The organism is Aliiglaciecola sp. SL4, from assembly GCF_041538045.1.
Classification (GTDB): Bacteria; Pseudomonadota; Gammaproteobacteria; order Enterobacterales; family Alteromonadaceae; genus Aliiglaciecola.
Genome location: NZ_JBGOSE010000007.1, coordinates 140004 through 159657 on the forward strand (window position 1 = coordinate 140004; position 19654 = coordinate 159657).

The window sequence follows — 19654 nt, forward strand, 5'->3', positions numbered from 1 at the left end:
ATATGTGATCTTCAGCAACGCCAAGAGTTAAAAGTTGTTGTTTGATAAACCTCATAAAACCGCCTAGCCCGCAAATATAAAAATAGCCGGAATCAATAGGAAGCGTGTCCGATACGGCGTCAAGATTCATCGACCCCGGTGCCTTTGAAGAAATTTCTGATAAAACGCTGGAAATCTTAGCCGCACTTTCTGCGGCAACACTTAAAACAGGGCTTGAATTTGATTCGCTGACAAATGCCGCTCTACATGCTGAAAAAGTGGTGAGCGAGCTAATCATGGAGGCTTTCCTGCGAGATGGTGGGGAGCTTATAGGGCAAAGCGATGCAATGCGAAGTCTTAAATCGGATATCCAGCTTGTCGCAATATCCGATTATACCGCGTTGGTTTTAGGTGAAACCGGGGTGGGTAAAGAGTTGGTTGCAAGAACAATTCATCAGCATTCGAAGCGTAAACGGATGCCGCTGGTACATGTTAATTGTGCTGCATTGCCTGAATCTTTGGCTGAATCTGAGCTTTTTGGGCATGTTAAAGGAGCGTTCACCGGTGCTGAGAAAGAGAGGCCAGGAAAGTTTATGCTCGCCAACGGCGGTACACTATTTCTCGATGAAATAGGCGAACTTCCGTTAAATGTGCAAAGCAAGCTACTGAGAGTATTACAAAATGGCGAAGTTCAGGCTCTTGGAAGCGACCAAATCAATCGTGTGAATGTAAGGATTATTGCGGCGACCAATCGAAATCTAGCTAGCGAAATAGAAAACGGTAATTTTCGATCGGATTTGTATCATCGTCTGTCTATTTATCCGATCATAGTTCCACCTTTGCGGGATCGAAAGGGTGATGTTGCTTTGTTAGCAAACTTTTTCCTTGAACGAACATGTATTAGGTTAGGTCTCAGGCAACTTGTGCTTTCCCGGATGGCACTAAACGTTCTGCAAAACTATCATTGGCCGGGAAATGTGCGTGAACTAGAGCATGTCATTAACAGAGCTGGCTTGCTGGCAAAGCGGGAGTATAGAAGCTCAGAGGTAGTAACAATAGATTTAGAATATTTCGATTTACCAAGCATGCCTAAACAAAGTGCATTAGATGCGTGTAACAAGCGAGAAAAAAAATTAACTCACCACAGCAATGTTAATTTGCGTCAAGCAACAGATGATTTTCAAAGGGATATTATCACTGATGTGTTGATACATAGCGATCTCAACTGGAGCGCCGCTGCAAAAAAATTGGGAGTGGACCGTGCAAATCTGGTAAGACTATCGAAACGATTGCATTTGAAAGTAGAGAAAAAAGTCGTCAGATAATTGTTTGAGAATAAAATTTTTCAGTTTCATCCTACGAAGTCTTGGACTTGTTCTAAACGTGGGTTATATCTTCGGGGTTGGATAACATAACTTAGGTTGACCCCGTCCCTGGTGGCTCACCCAGTCCGAATGTCCGTGTCTGGCCGTTCAACTGGCTGGAGCTGAGCTCCAGAGGGCCTCAGCTTCACCCTCAGGTACCAAACATTAAACCAACTTTTTAGTTGGTTTTTTTGTGTCTGAAATTTGATGTTGTAAGGTTAATGAAGAGCCCACTTTTGTAGGCGGGTGCTTTAGCCCTGCGGTTGTTTTCTGGTACCCATGGCCTAAAGGCCATGCTACGGAGGGATTGTAGGTGGTGGCTTTAGTCCCGCGGTTGTTTGTTGGTGCCATGGCCTAAAGGCCATGCTACGGAGGGGATTGTAGGTGGTGGCTTTAGCCCCGCGGTTGTTTTTTGGTGCCCATACGGGTAAGTTGATTTTAGTAATTGATGTTTTATGCTTTAGGTAACTTAATTACGGTTGTCTACATACTGTTGGCTGGCCGAGCCTAACAACAGCATTGCAGCTTTGATTACTTGTGCTATTACAAAGCTGGGATCGTGATGCATAAAAATACCAGCAACTTCACAACCGAGTATTTGCCTACCTTCAAATTCTTGAGTTACGAAGCGTCCAATTGGAGCCCATAACTGCAGTTGCTGAATAAGGGATTCTGGGAGCCTTTTTATTTCGAACTCTTCTTTTTCAAGCAAATGACCACTGACTTTAATCCAGCCCGTTGCCAAATGATAAACACTAAAGCGAGATTTTAAATCAAGCCCAGGTAGACGTAGATCAATGACAAACGCCCCTTGGTGCTGTATTGGCTGTAGCCCAAGTTTTACCAATATGTCAGCAAGAGACAATTCCGAAGGCATGGCAGGTAATGTAGGGGCCTGTCGAGAAGAAACCTTGAATGTACCAAGCAACTCATCTGCATTGTTGGTTAAATGTATCATTAAGGATTTGAGCAACTTAATATCAGGCTTTATATTTTCAATGGGTATTGCGATACAAAGTTCGAGCTTGTTATCGTCGTCACTATTTGTTTGTAGTCGACTTACTGGAAAGTCCTGTTGGTATTTAAGGCATTCGGCAATTTTCAGGCGAACATTTACTCCCATAGGTTCGTGCAAACTAATGCGCAATGTATCTTCATCGTAAAAAATTGTAAAAGCCCGTAGCATGCCGGAGTGTTGAGGAAATTCCCAGCGAAAACCCGCATAGGGAATTCCCTTTTTTGTGTATTTTACTTCATAGACAAAACCGTCACTGTCTAGCGTTGCGAATAGTGAGCTGCTACTTAGCTTCATAGTAGTTAATACCTTAATTTGTTTCTCTTTCTCCACGTTTCCCATTAATGACCCCAAACGGACCAATAATAGTTCCAGGAGCCCGCATTTGTCCTGCTTCAGTAAACATAACGCTTGGAATTTGTGACTCGGGAATACTATATTGCGGTAACTGACTCATTCGTCGTGTTGTAATAGCAGGGTCGTTAGGTATGCGCCACGCCGCTCTTACTTGACCCGTTGGCGAAGTCTCAACAAATATAAACTCACTCGGAATCGGTGTTTCGTTTACAGTCAATGAAGGTGTCGATTCATAAATTGGCATTTCTCGGTAACCGCCGCCTCGTGAGCTAATCCCCCTGACTAAATGGTTTCGTAAAAAACTGTTCCAATAGCGAGCTTGCGGAGTGAAGTTAGCAATATCTGCGTTTGAGCTGCGCACCCCAGGCCCCTCTATACGATGAACATAATCAATACCGTGCCCTTTTTCAAATAAAACTCCAGTACCTTCTTGAATAAATGGGTTGTTTTGCCCCGTGCCACGTATTTCTGGCGCTAAGCGGTTTTCACCTCCTTGGTAATTATCGCCGGACGGACGCGACATCGCTTCACTTTGCAGAACTCTGTCTCCACTACGAATATTGTAATTAATTTTGCCTTGGCCATCAGAATAAATGCTGATTTCCAAAGGGATTTCGGGAGCACTAGGTTCGCGGGATATTACCCATTCGGGGCCTTGACGTGACCATCCGTGTCCCTCTGGAAGCACGGGTAAACGTTCTCGTGGCAGCATATGGAAATCTTGCATAGGCCCGCGCACTTCAGGTGTTACGGTTTGACTTCGTGGACCACTACCTCTGAGCCCACGAGCCATGAAGAAGATACCAACCAATTGCAGTACACCTGTAGTACCTGCTTCCCATTGTTCTTCTTCAGTTCGATTGAGTGATTCGCCTGTTAATATGGATTCATTCGTCGCTCCCTCAATAACACCCGAGATACCGAGGGTATCGAGTACTGCAATTATTGGAACCAGCAACAGGCGCCAGCGGTTATCAGAGTTCCAAGCTTCAGATAAGCGCGCGGCGTAGCTCATAACGAAACCTGCTGCCAGTGCTAAAGCCCCCAGTACCAACATAACCGTGCCAAACGCAACAGCCCCTTTTAAAGCAACGACAATCAAACCTGCAACCACAGCCATACCACCCATTAACGCTGCGAATTTACCGACAGCAGTTAAAATTCCTCGCGTCCATGGTGGTAACTCATTCCATAAACTTTCGATGGCTGACGCAATTTCATCTAAGCCGCTAAATAGCGATGACAGTGCTCCTCCAATTATCTGACCCAAAGCGTTGGTTAGATCATCAAACCAGCTACTATCTTGGGCTTCTAATTCAGCCAGTTGCCGTGCAAGTTCTGCAGCATCTGCGGAATAAAGGTAAGCACGCAAGCTGCCATATTGCTCTCCTGCTGTTAATTGTGGATCTATAAAATCTGCCGTGCGTGAAACATTAATTAATGATAAACCACCCCAGTGACCAAGGCCTGAAGCCGCTGTATCAGATAGTATGCGGAGACTATTTCCCGTCCCTGCATATGTCGCGTAATAAGCATTAAATGAACTACTACCGCTTATAGACACACTCATGTAACCTGTGTCGCCTTGTAAAGAAAGTAAAGACTCATAGGAAGGAGTCACTCCGGCCAACACTGAAGCCGCAGTAGCATCACTAATGTGCACCTGGCTATCGATTTCAACCGTTGCGTTACGTCCATTGCTATCGGTGTAGGTGATTGTGCGTGAATAACTTAGAATATATGGATAGGCGGGTCTTTGATCAGATGGCCCAAGTCCCATTTCCGGATTGTTTCGAACAATTGCAGGGCCAACTACTGATACCCTTCGGTTTGGTTCATAGTCTAAAACGACAGTGGTGTTACTCTGAATCGTACCACCGCTGCCAGAAGCTGAGACAGAAACATCGTAGCGGGCTCTACTTTCATTATTTAAATTAGTGTCAGAACTGGTTTGTAACTCCAAATTAGTCTGGTTGTCTGGGTTGGTTAACCCTTGAGTGTTGAGTGCACTTTGTTCTTCTTGCCCTTGTTGCTCTAAATTAGGAAACCAATCTTCAGTACCGTAAGCTAATAACATACCTCGGGGGGCAGAATATTGGGGTGTATAACTTTGTCCAGTAAGAATAGTCTCTGCACCAAGCCTTGCATCAGCTTCAAGTTGGTTTCGAGAACCTAATGGCGCGCCACTTCTAAATTGCAAGCGGTGAACGTTTTCATGGGCTAGAACCCGCTCACGGTTTGGGTGGGACTGAATCAACTGTGAAAAAAAAGATTGGCCATCTTTTGTTACTGCAACAGGAAATGGAGTGGGGATTTTCTTATCTGAGTCTTTGCCTCGTGAGCAATTAGATCTTTGAGCTAAGGCTTTACTTTTATGGCTATCAGTTGAATCGGTTTTTGCTGTACGTGGTGAATGTGTTTTTGATGAAGTCGCTGCAATGTTACTGGCAGGATGAGTCGCAAGGCCATGCCAAAGAGGGTTATAGTGACGATTTACCGATGTTCCTGCATTTTTCTCTTTTTTAATTTCATGCTTGGATGCTGTGCTCGGTTTTTCTTTACTACTACTCTTAGCGGCTAGCATTTAGGCGACCCTATCCTTTGAGTTACTGCTTATTATTTAAACACATTTGGGTTAAAAAGTAACCAGTTTATTTGGGGTAAACGTATCAGCTAAGGTTGATTTTACTAAATCGACTTTGTCCGAAGGATGTGTTTTTGCATTGTTGCAAACCACATAGGGTTTTCATTAAGGTTAATCTTTTTATTGTCGGTGGAAGCTTTAGTCCCGCGGTTGTTTGTTGGTGTCCATGGCCTGAAGGCCATGCTACGGAGGGGGTTGTAGGCGGTGGCTTTAGCCCCGCGGTTGTTTTTTGGTGCCATGGCCTAAAGGCCATGCTACGGAGGGGATTGTAGGTGGTGGCTTTAGCCCCGCGGTTGTTTGTTGGTGCCCATGGCCTGAAGGCCATGCTACAGAGGGTGTTTTTTTGTAGGTGGTGGCTTTAGCCCCGCGGTTGTTTGTTGGTGCCATGGCCTGAAGGCCATGCTACAGAGGGTGTTTTTTTGTAGGCGGGTGCTTTAGTCCCGCGGTTGTTTGTTGGTGTCCATGGCCTGAAGGCCATGCTACAGGTGTTTTATTGTAGGTGGTGGCTTTAGCCCCGCGGTTGTTTGTTGGTGTCCATGGCCTGAAGGCCATGCTACAGGTGTTTTATTGTAGGTGGTGGCTTTAGCCCCGCGGTTGTTTGTTGGTGTCCATGGCCTAAAGGCCATGCTACAGAGGGTGTTTTATTGTAGGTGGGTGCTTTAGCCCCGCGTGCGTATTGGAGCACGGAGGGATATTTTATTGTATTGTGCCTATCTGCTCATAATACTCGGCCACGTCTTGCATTTGCTGCTCGTCTAATTCACTGGCAATCACATTCATAATAATTGAATGTCTTTTGTTGCTAGTAAAATCTTTTAATTGTTGAAGCAGGTATTCTTTGTTTTGGCCGGCTAGGTTTGGCCAAGTATCGTTAATTGTTTGGCCTGTCATACCGTGGCATGAGATACAATTTGCTCGTACATTTTCACCAGCTTTATTGATAGATGCAGAACGGGCTTTTTCGAAAGGTAAACTCGCATAATAATCGGCAATTTTGAGTAAATCTTGTTCGCTGAAATTGGTAAGTAAGCCGCTCATCAACACATTTTCTCGACTGCCATTTTTAAAGGCTTTTAATTGAGCGAGTAAATAACCTGGTTTTTGTCCTGCTAAACTTGGCCACTCTTTGACGACCGCTACGCCGTTTTCACCATGACATGCCGTACAACTCGAGGTGAGATGTTCGATATCATCGGCAGCTAAGCTTTGTGCCGTCAGCAAACTGAAACTGGTTAACAGCAAGATATTTACACACACATTCTTTAACGGAGTTTTCATAATTATTAATTCTCAAAAGGTGTTTAATTTGTAGTGTTGTCTGAAGTGTCGTGAGCTAAAATTTGCTTTAACAATTTAGCTCTATGTTCAACCACTTCCATCAATGGCTCTTGTCGTAATCTTGCGACTTCTTGTTCGGTATAGGGTACAAAGTTATTTGGAACACTGTTTTTTCCCATAACTGGGATCATCCAATTCATCAATTCAGCAAGTTCTTTACTGTCCAATGCACTGTTAGCAGCACCAGGGACTTTGATTAGGTACTCACGTCCTGCGACGCTATTTAAGAATATTCCAACCGCACCATTTAAGTTGGGGACATCCTTTCCTCCACTGCCGTCTCCCACGTGACAACCCTGACATAACATTTGATAGTTAAATAAGGCCCTTGCTTCATTGATGGCTTCAGCCGCACTCGCATTTGCACCAATGACAAAGCATGACAAGAGCAGGTTGATAAGGCGTTTTTTCATAGGTAATTACTTATCAAAGGCGATGCCAACGACTATGGCGGTTGAACAGTGATACACTGAACTACTTGCACCTAGGCACCAGTTCACGTCGTTAGATTTGTCTGAACGATATAATGGACGGTCGCCCTCATCTCTTTGACATAGGCAAGTGTTGCATTGGGTTTTGCCACAGCAGTCGTTATATGAGATCACATAATTGCGTCCATCTACGGGGTTGGTGCAGGTACCAATCCAAGTAATAGGTGACATCTCGGTCCCAGGAGGACATGAATTAGTTGAGCCTCCACAACATTCACATAAAAAACCATCTACCGCACAATAACGCCAATAATCACAGCTACCTGGGTCGCCAACTTCTTGGGGGAGTTTTTGCGGTTCGGCTGCGCGAGCTACAGGAAGTAGTGGTATGGCGCTGGCTCCAACTAAGCTAGCCCCCAGTTTTTTAAGTAAGCCTCGTCTGCCGTTCGTTTGTGCAAGTTCACGAGCCTTTTTTTCAAATATTCTGTCTAAAAACTTCATATTATTTAACCTCCACGAACTGTTCATCGCTTTGTTGGCCTTGCATGAACTCTTGGATTGAAGCTGTTTTGCGCTCTTTGGCTTCAAATAAGCTATCTAAGTGCTCTCGTGAGTTAATAATCCCCATAGATGCAACATTGCCCTGCTCATCAATGACGACCCCATAAGGTAGTTTTGCCACCCCATAGGATTTTCCTAACACTTCTGAAACTATATAAGGGTAATCAGATAAACCGTACTGCTTCACAAAGCCCGCGTGATCTTGGGTTTTGCCATCACTAGCTAAAATAAGATCTATCCATGAATTTTCTGATTTTGCGGCGGATTTTAGTGCTGGTAATAAGCTTTTACACACGGGGCAGTCGGGGGAGACAAAAAACACTAATTGTGACTTGTTGTTTTTTGATTTGCCGCCAACATCAACTAGCGTTGAAGACAATGTTTGCAGGCTTAAATTAGGCGCTGGCGCTCCCACTTCCAAAGTCTGATTCATGGCTAGGGCACCGGCAGGGGCAACTCGTTCAAACAGCACACCCACTTGTCGGGTTAATGCAAATATAACGATGGATTGTAAGATAACAACTATCCATAAAACACTATTCGATACGGTAATAAAATCCATTAGTGGGTCCTCAAAATAGAAATTTTTTGCGCGTTAGCGATTAAGTTCTCAACGCAAGAATAAGTTAAAATTAAAAAAGCTCCTGTCATGAGCACGGCGAACCATAAAGAAGAAGTAAACCCTGCCGTTTGTAGGGTGCAGGTTAATACCAAAGGCACTAACAGCCCATTTCTGACAATTAACGGCCAGCTTACTTTGATGTGAGCGTTTGGACCGCTGCAACCACAGCTGATATCCCGTTTGCCTTTCATTAATTGAATGGCCATAGCAATTAAATACATACTTAGAAGCAGTGCCGCAGCCAATGCCGCCGGTGTTCGAGTTGCTTCAAAAATAAGTGTCACTGCAATAACCAGTTCAAATGCACCCAAAATATAATTTAGTGCTAATGCTAATTGTCCATGGGAAATTCCATATTCAGCAAAAAGTTGTTGGTAGTATTCAGCGTTGCTTGTATGCAATTTATGCAATGCAGCGCGCATAAATAACCATAAAAAGAATAAGGCAATCGCATCGGATAAAAAGTTAAACACATTCATTAGTAGGCCTTATGAATAACGATAGGGGTAATGTTCCCAAAATCACTTATGGTTTTTTCCAGCTCACCCGTTTTTGGGTTGATGATATCTAGATTCATTTCCTCATTTGTGACAACTAACTTTGGTTCTTTACCTCGGGTTACTGCTACCGATACTGCCCAATTTGGCGCATCGATTGTGGCTATTCGAGTTTGCGTTTTTACATCAATTACCCAAACTTGATCACCGCCATGGGTTTGCGAACCATCAAAGCCGTTTGCATTCATTATCAAATACATTAGGCCTTGTTCATCTGTATCGGCAAGGGCGAGGCCGCCAGGTCGCCACCCTGCTGCTTTTTGTTCTTCGTTAAGTAAACTCCATTTTCCTTTATATTCGGCAACCTCACCAGATAAATCGATTGCATGTATTTCGCCTTCAAAGCTAGGGAAGTAGGCGATATTATCGATGTATGCAGGGCGTTCAAATATCGGTGTTTTATCGGTATCAAAAAACGGCGCGACCCGCTGTTGAGATGCTTTGACACCATTTTCATCTAGGATTGTTGTTAATAAACTGCCGTTACTACACAGTGAGGTAACACTGCGTTTGCCTGTGGGAAAGGGCAATACGCAACCAGGTGTTCCTACGGTACCTACCACTTCATGGGTATCTAGATTAACAACAGTGAACGAAGAGGCAGGACTAAAGTTGGCAATATAAAGAAACTTCTCATCAGCTGAGAATGTTATTGCGTCCCGTCTTGGCAACGACTGCAGGCGCGTATGTTCTAGGGTGATTTCTTTAATCGGTGTCAGAGTAACTTTGTCGTAGATGGCCAGAACATCAATTTTAGGGCCACGGCTACCGCGACTGTGGAAAGATTCGACGATATAGAATTCAGGACGTGTTTTTGCGGCGGCAAAATTACCCAACAAGTTCTTATCTGCCGTACCTTTTATGCGCTTAGATTGTTTCGGCTCGTTGATATCTAAAATGATCACTTTGCCACCAAACATGCTGGTAAAGCTTGATTCGTCGACAAATATCCAACTTTCAGGATATTTAGCAGGTAAAACGTCCACATTACCCGTTTTTTCAATAGGTAAGGGCGGCAAAGTGGGATCAACCTTTGTAGTAACAGCGGCATGTTCTGGGGTAGTACTTGAGAGCGCAGCGTCTGCCTCTAGGGGAACTTCTGGATGAGTTGTGCAGCCAGTCATGAATACTGAAATGATGAGACTACTGAGTAGTGTTCGAGGGAGCTTGATTTTCATAAACATATTGTTTTAATCCTAACCGCAGCTATGTTTGTTTATTTAAAAATTAACGGATGTGCCAATCGTGCTTTTACGCTTTCAAGGAACAGCCGTTAATCTAGGGTTGTTAAAATCTACTTTTAGTGTTCGTTACTAGTAGTAATTGTATTGAACGTTAACGCCAATCCATCTTGGTCTGGCGTAAAACTCTTGGATAAAACCGGCGCTTTGTGTGAAGTCAAAGTTATAGACTCGATATTCTTCGTCTGTAATGTTTTTCACAAAAGCAGAGACTTTCCAATAGTCATTTATCTCATAGCCGAGGCGAGCATTAAATACCGTGTATGATTTCTCTTTGGATATTTCGCTGTTAGTTATATCAAAGTATTGTTCGCCTTGGTGATTAAAATCTATTTGTGCAGAAATGGCATCTGTGGCTTGATAACGAACAATACCGTTAATGGTATATTTGGGTGCCAGAACCATTTCTCTGTCTTCAACTGTACCCACGCCGCGAACAACCACTCTGTCAATTTCAGTATCTAACAGGCTAGCCCCAAGTTTAATATCCCAATCGTCACCTGGTACCCAAGTCACTTCCGCATCTAAACCTTGTAAGGTTGCATCAGAGTTATTGATGAATTGGCTTAATCCTGCGAATGTCAAAGCTTGATAGTTTTTGTAATCGTAATAGAAAACACTACTGTTAACTCTTACATCGCCACTGGCCAAGGTGGTTTTTATACCAACTTCATAACTGGTCAGTTCTTCAGAATCAAACGCCACATCTTCTTCTGTTACACCGTCGGTAAAGTCGAGAAACCCACCATTGAAGCCGCCACTTTTAAAGCCATTGGCAATATTGAAAAAGACTAGAGTATCTTTGTTTACCTTGTAATCAAGTCCAATTTGACCTGAAATATTGTCATCATCAATGGTTGTTAAACCAGCCGCTGCAGGATTTTGTTCAGTAAAATCAAAATAGTAGTCGGTACCAGGGTAACTAGCATCACCGACTAAACCGCACACATCACCAGCGGGGATAAGACAAGAATTCACTACAGCGTCAGCGTTTGTTGTCGCTAGATTTTGATAATCCATACTGCGCTCTTCAGAGGTGTAACGCAACCCAAGGGTTAGGGTTAACTTATCGGTAAGGGGCTTTTCCACTTGACCGAATAAGCCATAGGATTCGGTATCTTGATCATAGTCGATATCGTAATTTACAAAAGGTACTAATTCAGAACCAAATGTACCTTCAGGAGCGCCAGTGATGGCATCAATTAGGGGGCCTGGGTAGTTAATATCTAAATCAAGCGCGCCATTAACTTCATTTTCAAAATAGTAAGCGCCGACTATCCAATCAAACGACTCTGCTGAACCGCTTAATCTAAACTCTTGGCTGAACTGTTCGTTTTTAGAAGCAAATTGGGGGATCAAACCACTGTAAGGACCTACATCCGTATCTTCTTGGTGAAGTTTTTCTACATTCTCAATGGCAGTAATTGATGTAAAAGTATAATCAGAATTTTCCCAATTCAGTTTTAACGAAAGACCATCTGAGTCTATATCTAAAATACCTTGTCGGTTATATTCGCCAGCAAAGTTATCGCCGTCGGTATCGGCATAACCGTAAAAATCCGAGGTGGAATTTCCTGCACCGTCATCAGATGCTAAATGCTGGTATTGGGGGGCGTTAGTACTGGATTTACCACCGTGAACATTGAGCAGGGCGGTAAAGTCTTCGGTAATGTCGAAGTTGACTTGTAAGCGGTAGGCTCTGCTATCCGCTTCATTCGCATCCTTACCAATTCTATTTTCAACATAACCATCGTGGTTGTTCGTGGCAATGGCAAGCCGGGCTTGAATGGTGTCGGTTAAACTGCCACCTACAGCAGCTTCGGCTTTTATTTGGTTGTATTCAGCAAGGGTTAAATCGAACAGCACTTCAGTGTCTTTTGTGGGCTCATTGGAAATGAAATGCACCAAACCACCGGTAGCATTTCTTCCGTATAAGGTACCTTGCGGACCCCGCAAAACTTCAACTCGTTCTAGGTCAAACAACTGAAAGGTTAGGCCAGGCATAGCAGATTGGTATACATCATCACGATATACTGCAATGGGTCCTTCGTTGTTATCATTAAAATCATTGAGACCTACACCACGCAGCGAAATTGAAGGGTTGTTGCCTTCTCCAACAGGTGTACCAATATTCAGCCCAGGTGTTTGGGCAGAAATATCGACACTGTCGGTCATATTCAGCTCTCGTAAAGCATCACCGGAAAAGGCAGTAACAGAGACACTAACATCCTGTAAATCTTGCGATCTTTTCTTAGCCGTCACTTGAATGGTTTCAAACACACTATTATCTTGAGCATGTACAGTGGATATCATTCCTAGGCTTAGAGTTGTGGCTACAGCGAGGGCTATTTTGTGATGTCTCATGTTTTAATACCTTCTTTATTGTTAGAGTTCTTATATACGAACGGTAAAACGTCATCGAATTGCAAGTTGTGAATTTATATGTGTTTTTAGTAAATTATTATCGTTATTTATTACTTGAATAATCAACTATATGGTTAATATATACATATGAATAAGCCCTTGTCAAAAGTTATACAAACTGGAAGGACCTGTAAAAGCCTTAATTTCAGGTGCCGATATTTCCGTAGACGGTATTTTTATTATCGAGGCTGGTTGTTAGTGCCATGGCCTAAAGGCCATGCTACAGGTGGGGTTGTTTTTTGGTGCCCATGGCCTGAAGGCCATGCTACAGAGGGGATTGTAGGTGGTCATGAGATTTTTTAGGTTTGTGCCCATTGTCGTAATAGGTTGTGGTAAACGCCTGTGAGTTGGACTATTTCTGGACTGTCATCAAGTTTGCTGCGTAGGGCTTGGATTGCCATATCCATATCAAACAAAATACTGCGCTTTTCATCGCTGGATACCATGCTTTGTAACCAGAAAAATGACGCTAAACGCCGTCCTTTAGTAACGGGTGTGACACGATGTAAGCTGGTGGATGGGTATAACACCATATCGCCAGCTTCGAGCTTTATTCGTTGTGAACCAAAAGTATCTTCCATTACCAGCTCGCCACCTTCGTACTCATCTGGCTCAGAGAAGAATAAGGTCATGGATAAATCTGTTCTAACTTTAACTGGCGTTCCTGGAACCTGGCGGATAGCATTATCGACGTGGGTACCAAAGGATTGTCCGCCTTGATAACAATTAAATAAAGGGGGAAATATTTTACTTGGTAAGGCCGCTGACATAAATAGGTTGTTTTGTGATAGTGCCGTTAAAATTACTTCACCCAATTCGTGAGCTACCTGCGAATCACTTGGTAATTGCAGGTTGTTTTTGGTTTTAGCACTTTGATAGCCAGCGGTAATATTACCGTCAGACCACTGAGCAGCTAAGAGTGCATTTTTAGCGTCTGCAACCTGTTGTTTGCTTAGTACTGCGGGTATTTTTAATAACATCTAGGCTTTCCTAACATTGCAAAACCGACTCGTAAGAGTCGGTTTTAGTTTTAAACATTGGGTTATTTTAAAACAAACTACATTAGACGTTTAAAATTGGTAGTTTGCCGTCACACTTAAATATCGACCTTCGCCAGGAATGTAGTGACCACCACCTATTTGATCAACGTAATCTTCATCAGTAAGGTTGCTGCCATTAACCTGAAGGCTTAGCTGCTCAGTAGCCTGATACGATATCATCATATCCCAAATCATGTAACTGTCTGCAACTTCGCGACTTGCAGGTGTGCTGCTGTTGTAACGTTTACCCATATATTGAGCACCAAGGCCAAAAGCGAGTGCATCTGAATAATCATAACGACCCCAAACGCTGTAAGAGTGTTCTGGTGTGCGTGGCAGTTCAGCCCCAATTTGAGATGCATCAGCGCCTTCAGCATTAACAACTTCACTATCTTGAAAGGTGTAAGCTGCGATGATGGATAATTTGTCGCTTAGGTTACCGGCCAATCCAAGTTCAATACCATCAACCCGTTGTTTACCGTTCAATGTATCGTAGTTGCGTTGTTCGTCGTCAAAGAATGGGTCATCCGTTAATGCATTAGTTTTTTCGCTGCGGAAAATAGCAGCGTTAGCAAATAATTTACCGTCGTAAATTTCCCATTTATAACCTAATTCATAACTAAGGGTTTCTTCTGGATCTAGGTTATTTTGGTTACTATTACTGTTCGACGAAGCTGTTAAATCTTCCGCTGTTGGGCTAAAAGAGTTACCCGCACCAAAATATATGCTGCTGCTTGCATCCGGCTTATATACAATGCCGGCATTCCAACTCAACTCGTCATTTTTAGCATTCAATTTAACGCTTGGATCATCGCCATCTAAGTCATAAAAGTACTCTGTTTCAAAGCTATCCCAACGTAAACCGAGGGATAATTGCCACTGAGGATCTAAAGTGATGGTATCAAAAACATAAATTGCTTTCGTGTCACCAGTGGCCTCGTTACTTTTATCAGTGCGAGCATATTGTCCTGTGAACGCTACTTCTGCATCCGGATTGTATAAATCGACTAACTCAGGAGTATCATTTAGGTTATCTGGGACTATGGCTTCGAAGTTCCAGCGCTCAAATTTTTCGCGACTTAACTCTACTCCAGCGGCAATGTCATGTTTAATATTGCCTTGTTGATAACTGCCGATTAAGTCCCCTTGAAAGACGGTCATAGAATCTTTGGTGTCACGAGTTTTTTCATCGCTCAAACGAACATCTGTGCTGGTGGTTACGCTTATAAAACGCGGTGCTGTTACTACAGATTGACGTTCAATAGAGCCTGTTCTAACTAACGCGCGCAGCATGGTCGAATTATTTAGGTCGTACTCATATTTTGCGGTTAGTGATTGGCCTTTGATATCTTCAAAGTCACGATAAATATTACCGTAAAAATTATCGAAATCAGCATTTGAAGGGCCGCCTTCGTATGCCGCTAACTCAGCAACGGGATCTGAGGTACTGCTATTAGACACCCACGGCATGCCGTAGTCAGGTAGGTTGTCTTGCTTTTGATAATCCGCATTAACGCTAATTCTAGATTCTGTACCTAGTCCAGTGGCGAAAGAAAGTGCCACTGCATTGTTGCTGTTGTTAACATAATTACGCCCAGCAACATCGCCATCGTCTAACAAGGCGTTAATACGCAACGCTGAGGTATCACCTAATGTTAAGTTGGTGTCAACTTGTGCACGATAATCGTTTTCAGTACCTAGTCTGAGACTAACGTCAGTAAATTCATCTAATGTTGCCGTTTTTATTTGTAAGTTTACGGCTCCACCTGCCGCGCCACGACCGTATATGGCAGCGCCTGGACCTTTTGCAACTTCTACCGCTTCAACATTATAAATGTCACGAGAATAACCAGCTATGTCGCGAACGCCATCGATTAATATATTGTTAGCTGCACTGAATCCGCGAATTGACATGCTATCACCGGTTGGTGTGCCTCCTTCGCCGGCAGCCATGGAAATTCCAGGTACATTTCGCAAAGCTGAGCGCAAACTATCAACGTTACGATCTTTCATTACAGACTGGGGAATAACTGTAATCGACTTTGCCGTGTTCAACAGCGGTTGAGTATATTTTACGGAAGTAGAGTTCTCTACTTTATAGTCTTCTTCAGTCTGTGATGTTGCCTGTGAAACTGCAAGCTCCTGCACATCTTGAGCATGGGCAGCTCCCATTGGTAACAAAGCGCTCAAAGCCAAAGTAATCGCATTGCGGGTAAACTTTTCTTTTACCGCTGCGTGTTGTACTGCAGTCATTTCTATTCTCCGTAGTGTGTGTGTTTTGATTTTCGTGGGTTAATTAACGCTAGGTGGGGAAGCATATTTTATCATTAATCTAAATGCAAGTAATTATCATTCGCATGGTTATTTACACTCGTCTTTGTTTCTGGCAGAATAGAAATATCGGTGATAAATCAATCTTTTATTTTGATGTCAGTACGATGGTGCATAGGCTTCGGTGAAAAATAAATGTGAAGAGCGACAGTAATAATGAAAGATAAATTAAATAAACTGGTAGGCCGGAAGGTGCTGCTGGTAGTCGGCTGTTTATTGTCTAGTAATCTCTATGGACAAGAAATAAGTAAAGTCGAAACTATGGTGAATCAATGGTTGGGTCTTGAACGCCAAATTAACGCTTTGGAATCTGAGTGGCAACAACAACAACCTTTGTTAACCCAGAGAATGCGTTTACTTGAGTTAGAGAAAGAGCAACTGTTGAATATGTTATCGGAAAAAAAAGGTGACTCTTCTCAAGTTGAAATGCAAAGGTTAGCCTTAGCTGAAGAACAGACCACATTAGAAAAGCAGCAAGTTGTGTTAGAACAACAAGTTGCTTTGCTGTCGAATCAATTAAACGCCCTTGAGCAAACGTTGCCGCCGCCAATTAAACAAGCTTGGCAGCAAGATGTTAGTGATACCGATAGTTCTTCAGATCCATCTATTCAATTGCAAGCGAACCTAGCAAGGTTATCTAAACTAGCTGAATTTGATCAGCGAATTGCGGTTGTGCAGATGCCCATAAACAACAACCAAAACGAGAAAATACTCGTGAAGCAACTCTATCTCGGGGCTTCTAGTGCTTGGTTTGTCAGTTTAGATGGCAGTTATAGCGGAACAGGTCAGATTACAGATAACGGTTGGCAGTGGCAGTTCGATGATAATTCAGATAGTAGTGCTATCAGCAAGGCAATCGCCATATTCGAGAAACAGAGTGAAGCTGATTTTGTCAGCTTACCCTTTTCTATTTCCAGTTTAAAAGAGCAATAGCGATGTCATTCTTTCACTACCTTCGACCATTAATTGTCACCCTGACAGTATTTATCTGGTTAGGACAGCAGCCAAGTGTCCATGCAAATGAAACTGTCGATAAGGGATTATTAACTAAGCTTAATGATGCACAAAAACGCTTAGGCTCCAGTCAAAAAAATATTGCTTCCCAGAAACGTAGTTTACTCGAGAAGTTAAATAAACTCGAAAGAGAAGTTCAAGCTCTACAACAGAAAACCGCGGCTGCTCGCCGACTTAGCGACGAAAAAACCTTAAGCCTAAGTCAGCTTGAAACTCGCATTAATGATTGGCGTGAACAACAAAATTATCAGCAAAACCTAATAAACCGTTTTTTACATCAGCAACAATTGAATAGCCAGCCGGCGGGATTGACAACAGCTGAAAAAATGCAGCTGATACAGGGTTTTAGTCAAGAATTACAAGGTAAATTGTCACCCATGTGGCAACCCCAACCTATCGTTATGGGTAACGGAAAGCTGGAACAGTTGCCTACTTTATCATTAGGCCCGATTAACTGGTTTTGGTACGAGGATTTACAGCAAGCAGGCTTAGCAACCCGTGAAGATGGACAGTTACACTCAGCCTTGTTACTCGATGGTAGTGCCAGTGCGGGGCTAAAGGCAATTCTAAGTGAAGGTCGCGGCGAGCTGTTCTTTGATCCAACCATGAATCGTGCGGTTGCCCGTCAACAGCACCAACAAACGGCTTGGCAACATGTGGTTAAAGGCGGTGTTTGGGTGATCCCTATTTTAACCTTTGCGGTTTTGGCGTTGGTGATTGCCATATACAAATCTGTGCAATTGGCCCGTTTGCCTAAATTACAGCGATTTACCCCAACTTATTTACACAGCCAGTTAGCAAAGCCGAGTGAAACAGTGCTTGCCAGTATTAAGGGGCAGCAAAAAGTACTCTTCGATATTGCGCTGCAAGCTAACAATGACAGAGCGCGGGATGACCAGTTATTTGTGCAATTGCAGCAAGATAAATATTGGTTAGAGCGTTGGTTATTAGTGATTGGTATTACCGCATCAGTTGCACCTTTGTTGGGGCTGTTAGGTACGGTGAGTGGCATGATAGAAACCTTTAAAATGATGACCTTATTTGGTAGCGGCGACCCTGAAGTGGTTTCTGGCGGTATTGCTCAAGCCTTGATTACCACCGAACTTGGTTTGGTAGTGGCTATTCCCGCTTTAATTCTAAATGCCATTTTATCGAAGCGAGCTAAATCTTATTATCATGAGCTTGAAAACTTAGCGATATTGCTCAGTCAACCAATAGAAGAGCAGCCAAATGAAATGAAGCAGGAGGCCGCATGATCTCGCAAATAAGTCATAGTTCGGTGTGTTGGGCGATACTCATGCTGGCCGTATATTGTTATCAAGAATTGTGGCAACAATATTTGTTAAGCAGAAACCCTAGATTAGCATCATCTAGTTCAAATAGTCACACTGAAAATAACGACAATACAACTAAGCAAAATCACGTGAATAGCGAATTTACTGCGGTTTTGATTGGCGCGTTACCATTGATGGGGTTGTTAGGCACTATTATCGGTTTACTGGAGTGTTTTGCGGGAATAGCGCAGCAAGGAGCAAGCAATGCGCTGTTAAGTGATGGCATTGGCGATGCGTTATTAACAACTCAGTTAGGCTTAGTTTGCGCTATTCCTGCGTGGATATTACAAGGTAATATTCGTAATCGATTATCTAGACAACAAGCTTATGTTGCAGTTGGGAACGAATAACAATGGCTTCTCGTTTACAACAACGGATAGAACAACAAAATGACCACAGCATTGATATGTCGCCTTTATTGGATGTGGTTTTTATTTTGCTCATATTCTTTATTGTCACCACGGTTTTTGTGCGAGAAACAGGGGTTGAGGTGGATAAACCCCAGGCTATTTCTGCCTCACAATTAGATAAAACTGTGATTCTATTAGCCATCACCGATGCTGGAGAAGTGTTCTATGATGGCAGTCAAATTGGTGTTGTTGGTGTGCGCAGTACATTAGAACAATTGCAGCAATTTGATCCTAAACCTGTGGTGATCCAGGCAGATAAAAATGTGCCCACCCAACTATTGCTCGAAGTGATTGATGAGGCTAAGTTGGCAGGCTCAGCAACCGTAAATATCGCGGCGTTGAAATCATGAAAATGATACATAACTACCTTCGTGGTCGCGGTTTATCGTTATTCATTAGTATTGTTATGCTCAGCATTGCTTTGTTGATCATGTGGATGAGTGACTGGTTAAAAGCTCAAACCGACGAAACCTTAGTTGTTAGAACCGTCTCAACGGTTAATTTACCGCCACCACCTCCGCCGCCACCTCCCCAGCAAACTCAAGAGATCAGCCAAGCCAATGTCGAATTACAAGTTCAGGGCGAGGGTGCCTCTATGCCAGTGATTGAGTTTGACGTAAAGTCTATCGACTCACTAAAACCCCAAGAAGTACATATTGATCCTCTTAACACTCAATGGCAGTCATTAGAAGTGGATTGGAATGCTGTGGGGATAGAGTCATTGGACTCTGTACCTACTTTGTTGACCCCATTAGTTGTTGATTTTCCGAAAAGTCTACAACGTCGAGGGATCACTAAAACCTTGGTAAAACTCGATGTCATGATTGACGAAGAAGGACAGGTCACCTTAATTAATGTGGCGAGTAATTCATATCCTGAGCTCAATCCTGAAATACGTAAGTTAGTTAGAAAAAGCCGATTTAGCCCGCCGCAAAAAGACAATGAACCTGCTCGGGCTAGATTTATTTGGCCGATAGAAATAAGTGTTTAAG

17 protein-coding genes are annotated in these 19654 nt (G+C 43.1%); 6 read left to right on the forward strand and 11 right to left on the reverse strand.

Translation table 11 applies throughout. The features are described from left to right. The first annotated feature begins 104 nt into the window (after window positions 1-104). The gene (norR, locus tag AB6T38_RS12205) at window positions 105-1304 is read left to right on the forward strand and encodes a nitric oxide reductase transcriptional regulator NorR (RefSeq protein WP_372547581.1); all 1200 of its coding nucleotides are present in this window, start codon (window positions 105-107) and stop codon (window positions 1302-1304) included. Between the two features lie 508 nt (window positions 1305-1812). Here the strand turns inward: norR and AB6T38_RS12210 are convergent. The 11 genes from AB6T38_RS12210 to AB6T38_RS12260 form a co-directional block, all read right to left on the reverse strand. Beyond that, window positions 1813-2655, reverse strand: a complete 843-nt coding sequence (locus AB6T38_RS12210) for a hypothetical protein (protein WP_372547582.1) — start codon at window positions 2653-2655, stop codon at window positions 1813-1815. A gap of 13 nt (window positions 2656-2668) precedes the next feature. Further along, a complete protein-coding gene (locus AB6T38_RS12215) occupies window positions 2669-5299 on the reverse strand; it encodes a hypothetical protein (RefSeq protein WP_372547583.1) in 2631 nt (876 codons plus the stop codon). 756 nt (window positions 5300-6055) lie between these two features. After that, entirely contained in the window at window positions 6056-6637 is a 582-nt protein-coding gene (locus tag AB6T38_RS12220; RefSeq protein WP_372547584.1) for a cytochrome c, read from the reverse strand. A 23-nt stretch (window positions 6638-6660) separates the two neighbouring features. After that, the gene (locus AB6T38_RS12225) at window positions 6661-7110 is read right to left on the reverse strand and encodes a cytochrome c (protein WP_372547585.1); all 450 of its coding nucleotides are present in this window, start codon (window positions 7108-7110) and stop codon (window positions 6661-6663) included. Between the two features lie 6 nt (window positions 7111-7116). Next, window positions 7117-7629 (reverse strand): methylamine dehydrogenase light chain, encoded by a 513-nt coding sequence (locus AB6T38_RS12230; protein ID WP_348491571.1) that lies wholly within the window; start codon window positions 7627-7629, stop codon window positions 7117-7119. Between the two features lies 1 nt (window position 7630). After that, on the reverse strand, window positions 7631-8251 hold the full coding sequence (locus tag AB6T38_RS12235) for a redoxin family protein (protein WP_372547586.1): 621 nt from the start codon (window positions 8249-8251) through the stop codon (window positions 7631-7633). Beyond that, window positions 8251-8790 carry a MauE/DoxX family redox-associated membrane protein gene (locus AB6T38_RS12240; RefSeq protein ID WP_372547587.1) on the reverse strand — a complete coding sequence of 180 codons (540 nt, stop codon included), beginning with the start codon at window positions 8788-8790 and terminating at the stop codon, window positions 8251-8253. Before AB6T38_RS12240 ends, AB6T38_RS12235 begins: the two co-directional genes overlap by 1 nt. After that, window positions 8790-10052 carry an amine dehydrogenase large subunit gene (locus AB6T38_RS12245; RefSeq protein WP_372547588.1) on the reverse strand — a complete coding sequence of 421 codons (1263 nt, stop codon included), beginning with the start codon at window positions 10050-10052 and terminating at the stop codon, window positions 8790-8792. The genes AB6T38_RS12240 and AB6T38_RS12245 overlap by 1 nt, the downstream gene beginning before the upstream one ends. Before the next feature lie 129 nt (window positions 10053-10181). Continuing rightward, entirely contained in the window at window positions 10182-12473 is a 2292-nt protein-coding gene (locus AB6T38_RS12250; protein WP_372547589.1) for a TonB-dependent receptor, read from the reverse strand. Window positions 12474-12832: 359 nt separating this feature from the next. Next, on the reverse strand, window positions 12833-13513 hold the full coding sequence (locus AB6T38_RS12255) for a Fe2+-dependent dioxygenase (protein WP_372547590.1): 681 nt from the start codon (window positions 13511-13513) through the stop codon (window positions 12833-12835). Between the two features lie 90 nt (window positions 13514-13603). Then, on the reverse strand, window positions 13604-15826 hold the full coding sequence (locus tag AB6T38_RS12260) for a TonB-dependent receptor (protein ID WP_372547591.1): 2223 nt from the start codon (window positions 15824-15826) through the stop codon (window positions 13604-13606). A 234-nt stretch (window positions 15827-16060) separates the two neighbouring features. Between AB6T38_RS12260 and AB6T38_RS12265 the strand changes: the two genes are divergently transcribed. Genes AB6T38_RS12265 through AB6T38_RS12285 form a run of 5 tightly spaced genes read left to right on the forward strand, consistent with a single transcriptional unit; the run spans window position 16061 to window position 19653 of the window. Continuing rightward, window positions 16061-16837: a DUF3450 family protein gene (locus AB6T38_RS12265; protein ID WP_372547592.1), complete on the forward strand. Its 777-nt coding sequence runs from the start codon at window positions 16061-16063 to the stop codon at window positions 16835-16837. Window positions 16838-16839: 2 nt separating this feature from the next. Beyond that, window positions 16840-18174: a MotA/TolQ/ExbB proton channel family protein gene (locus AB6T38_RS12270; protein WP_372547593.1), complete on the forward strand. Its 1335-nt coding sequence runs from the start codon at window positions 16840-16842 to the stop codon at window positions 18172-18174. Next, window positions 18171-18602 carry a MotA/TolQ/ExbB proton channel family protein gene (locus tag AB6T38_RS12275; RefSeq protein WP_372547594.1) on the forward strand — a complete coding sequence of 144 codons (432 nt, stop codon included), beginning with the start codon at window positions 18171-18173 and terminating at the stop codon, window positions 18600-18602. Before AB6T38_RS12270 ends, AB6T38_RS12275 begins: the two co-directional genes overlap by 4 nt. 2 nt (window positions 18603-18604) lie before the next feature. Beyond that, window positions 18605-19012 (forward strand): ExbD/TolR family protein, encoded by a 408-nt coding sequence (locus tag AB6T38_RS12280; RefSeq protein WP_372547595.1) that lies wholly within the window; start codon window positions 18605-18607, stop codon window positions 19010-19012. Beyond that, window positions 19009-19653 (forward strand): energy transducer TonB, encoded by a 645-nt coding sequence (locus AB6T38_RS12285; RefSeq protein WP_372547596.1) that lies wholly within the window; start codon window positions 19009-19011, stop codon window positions 19651-19653. The genes AB6T38_RS12280 and AB6T38_RS12285 overlap by 4 nt, the downstream gene beginning before the upstream one ends. Window position 19654 lies beyond the last annotated feature (1 nt).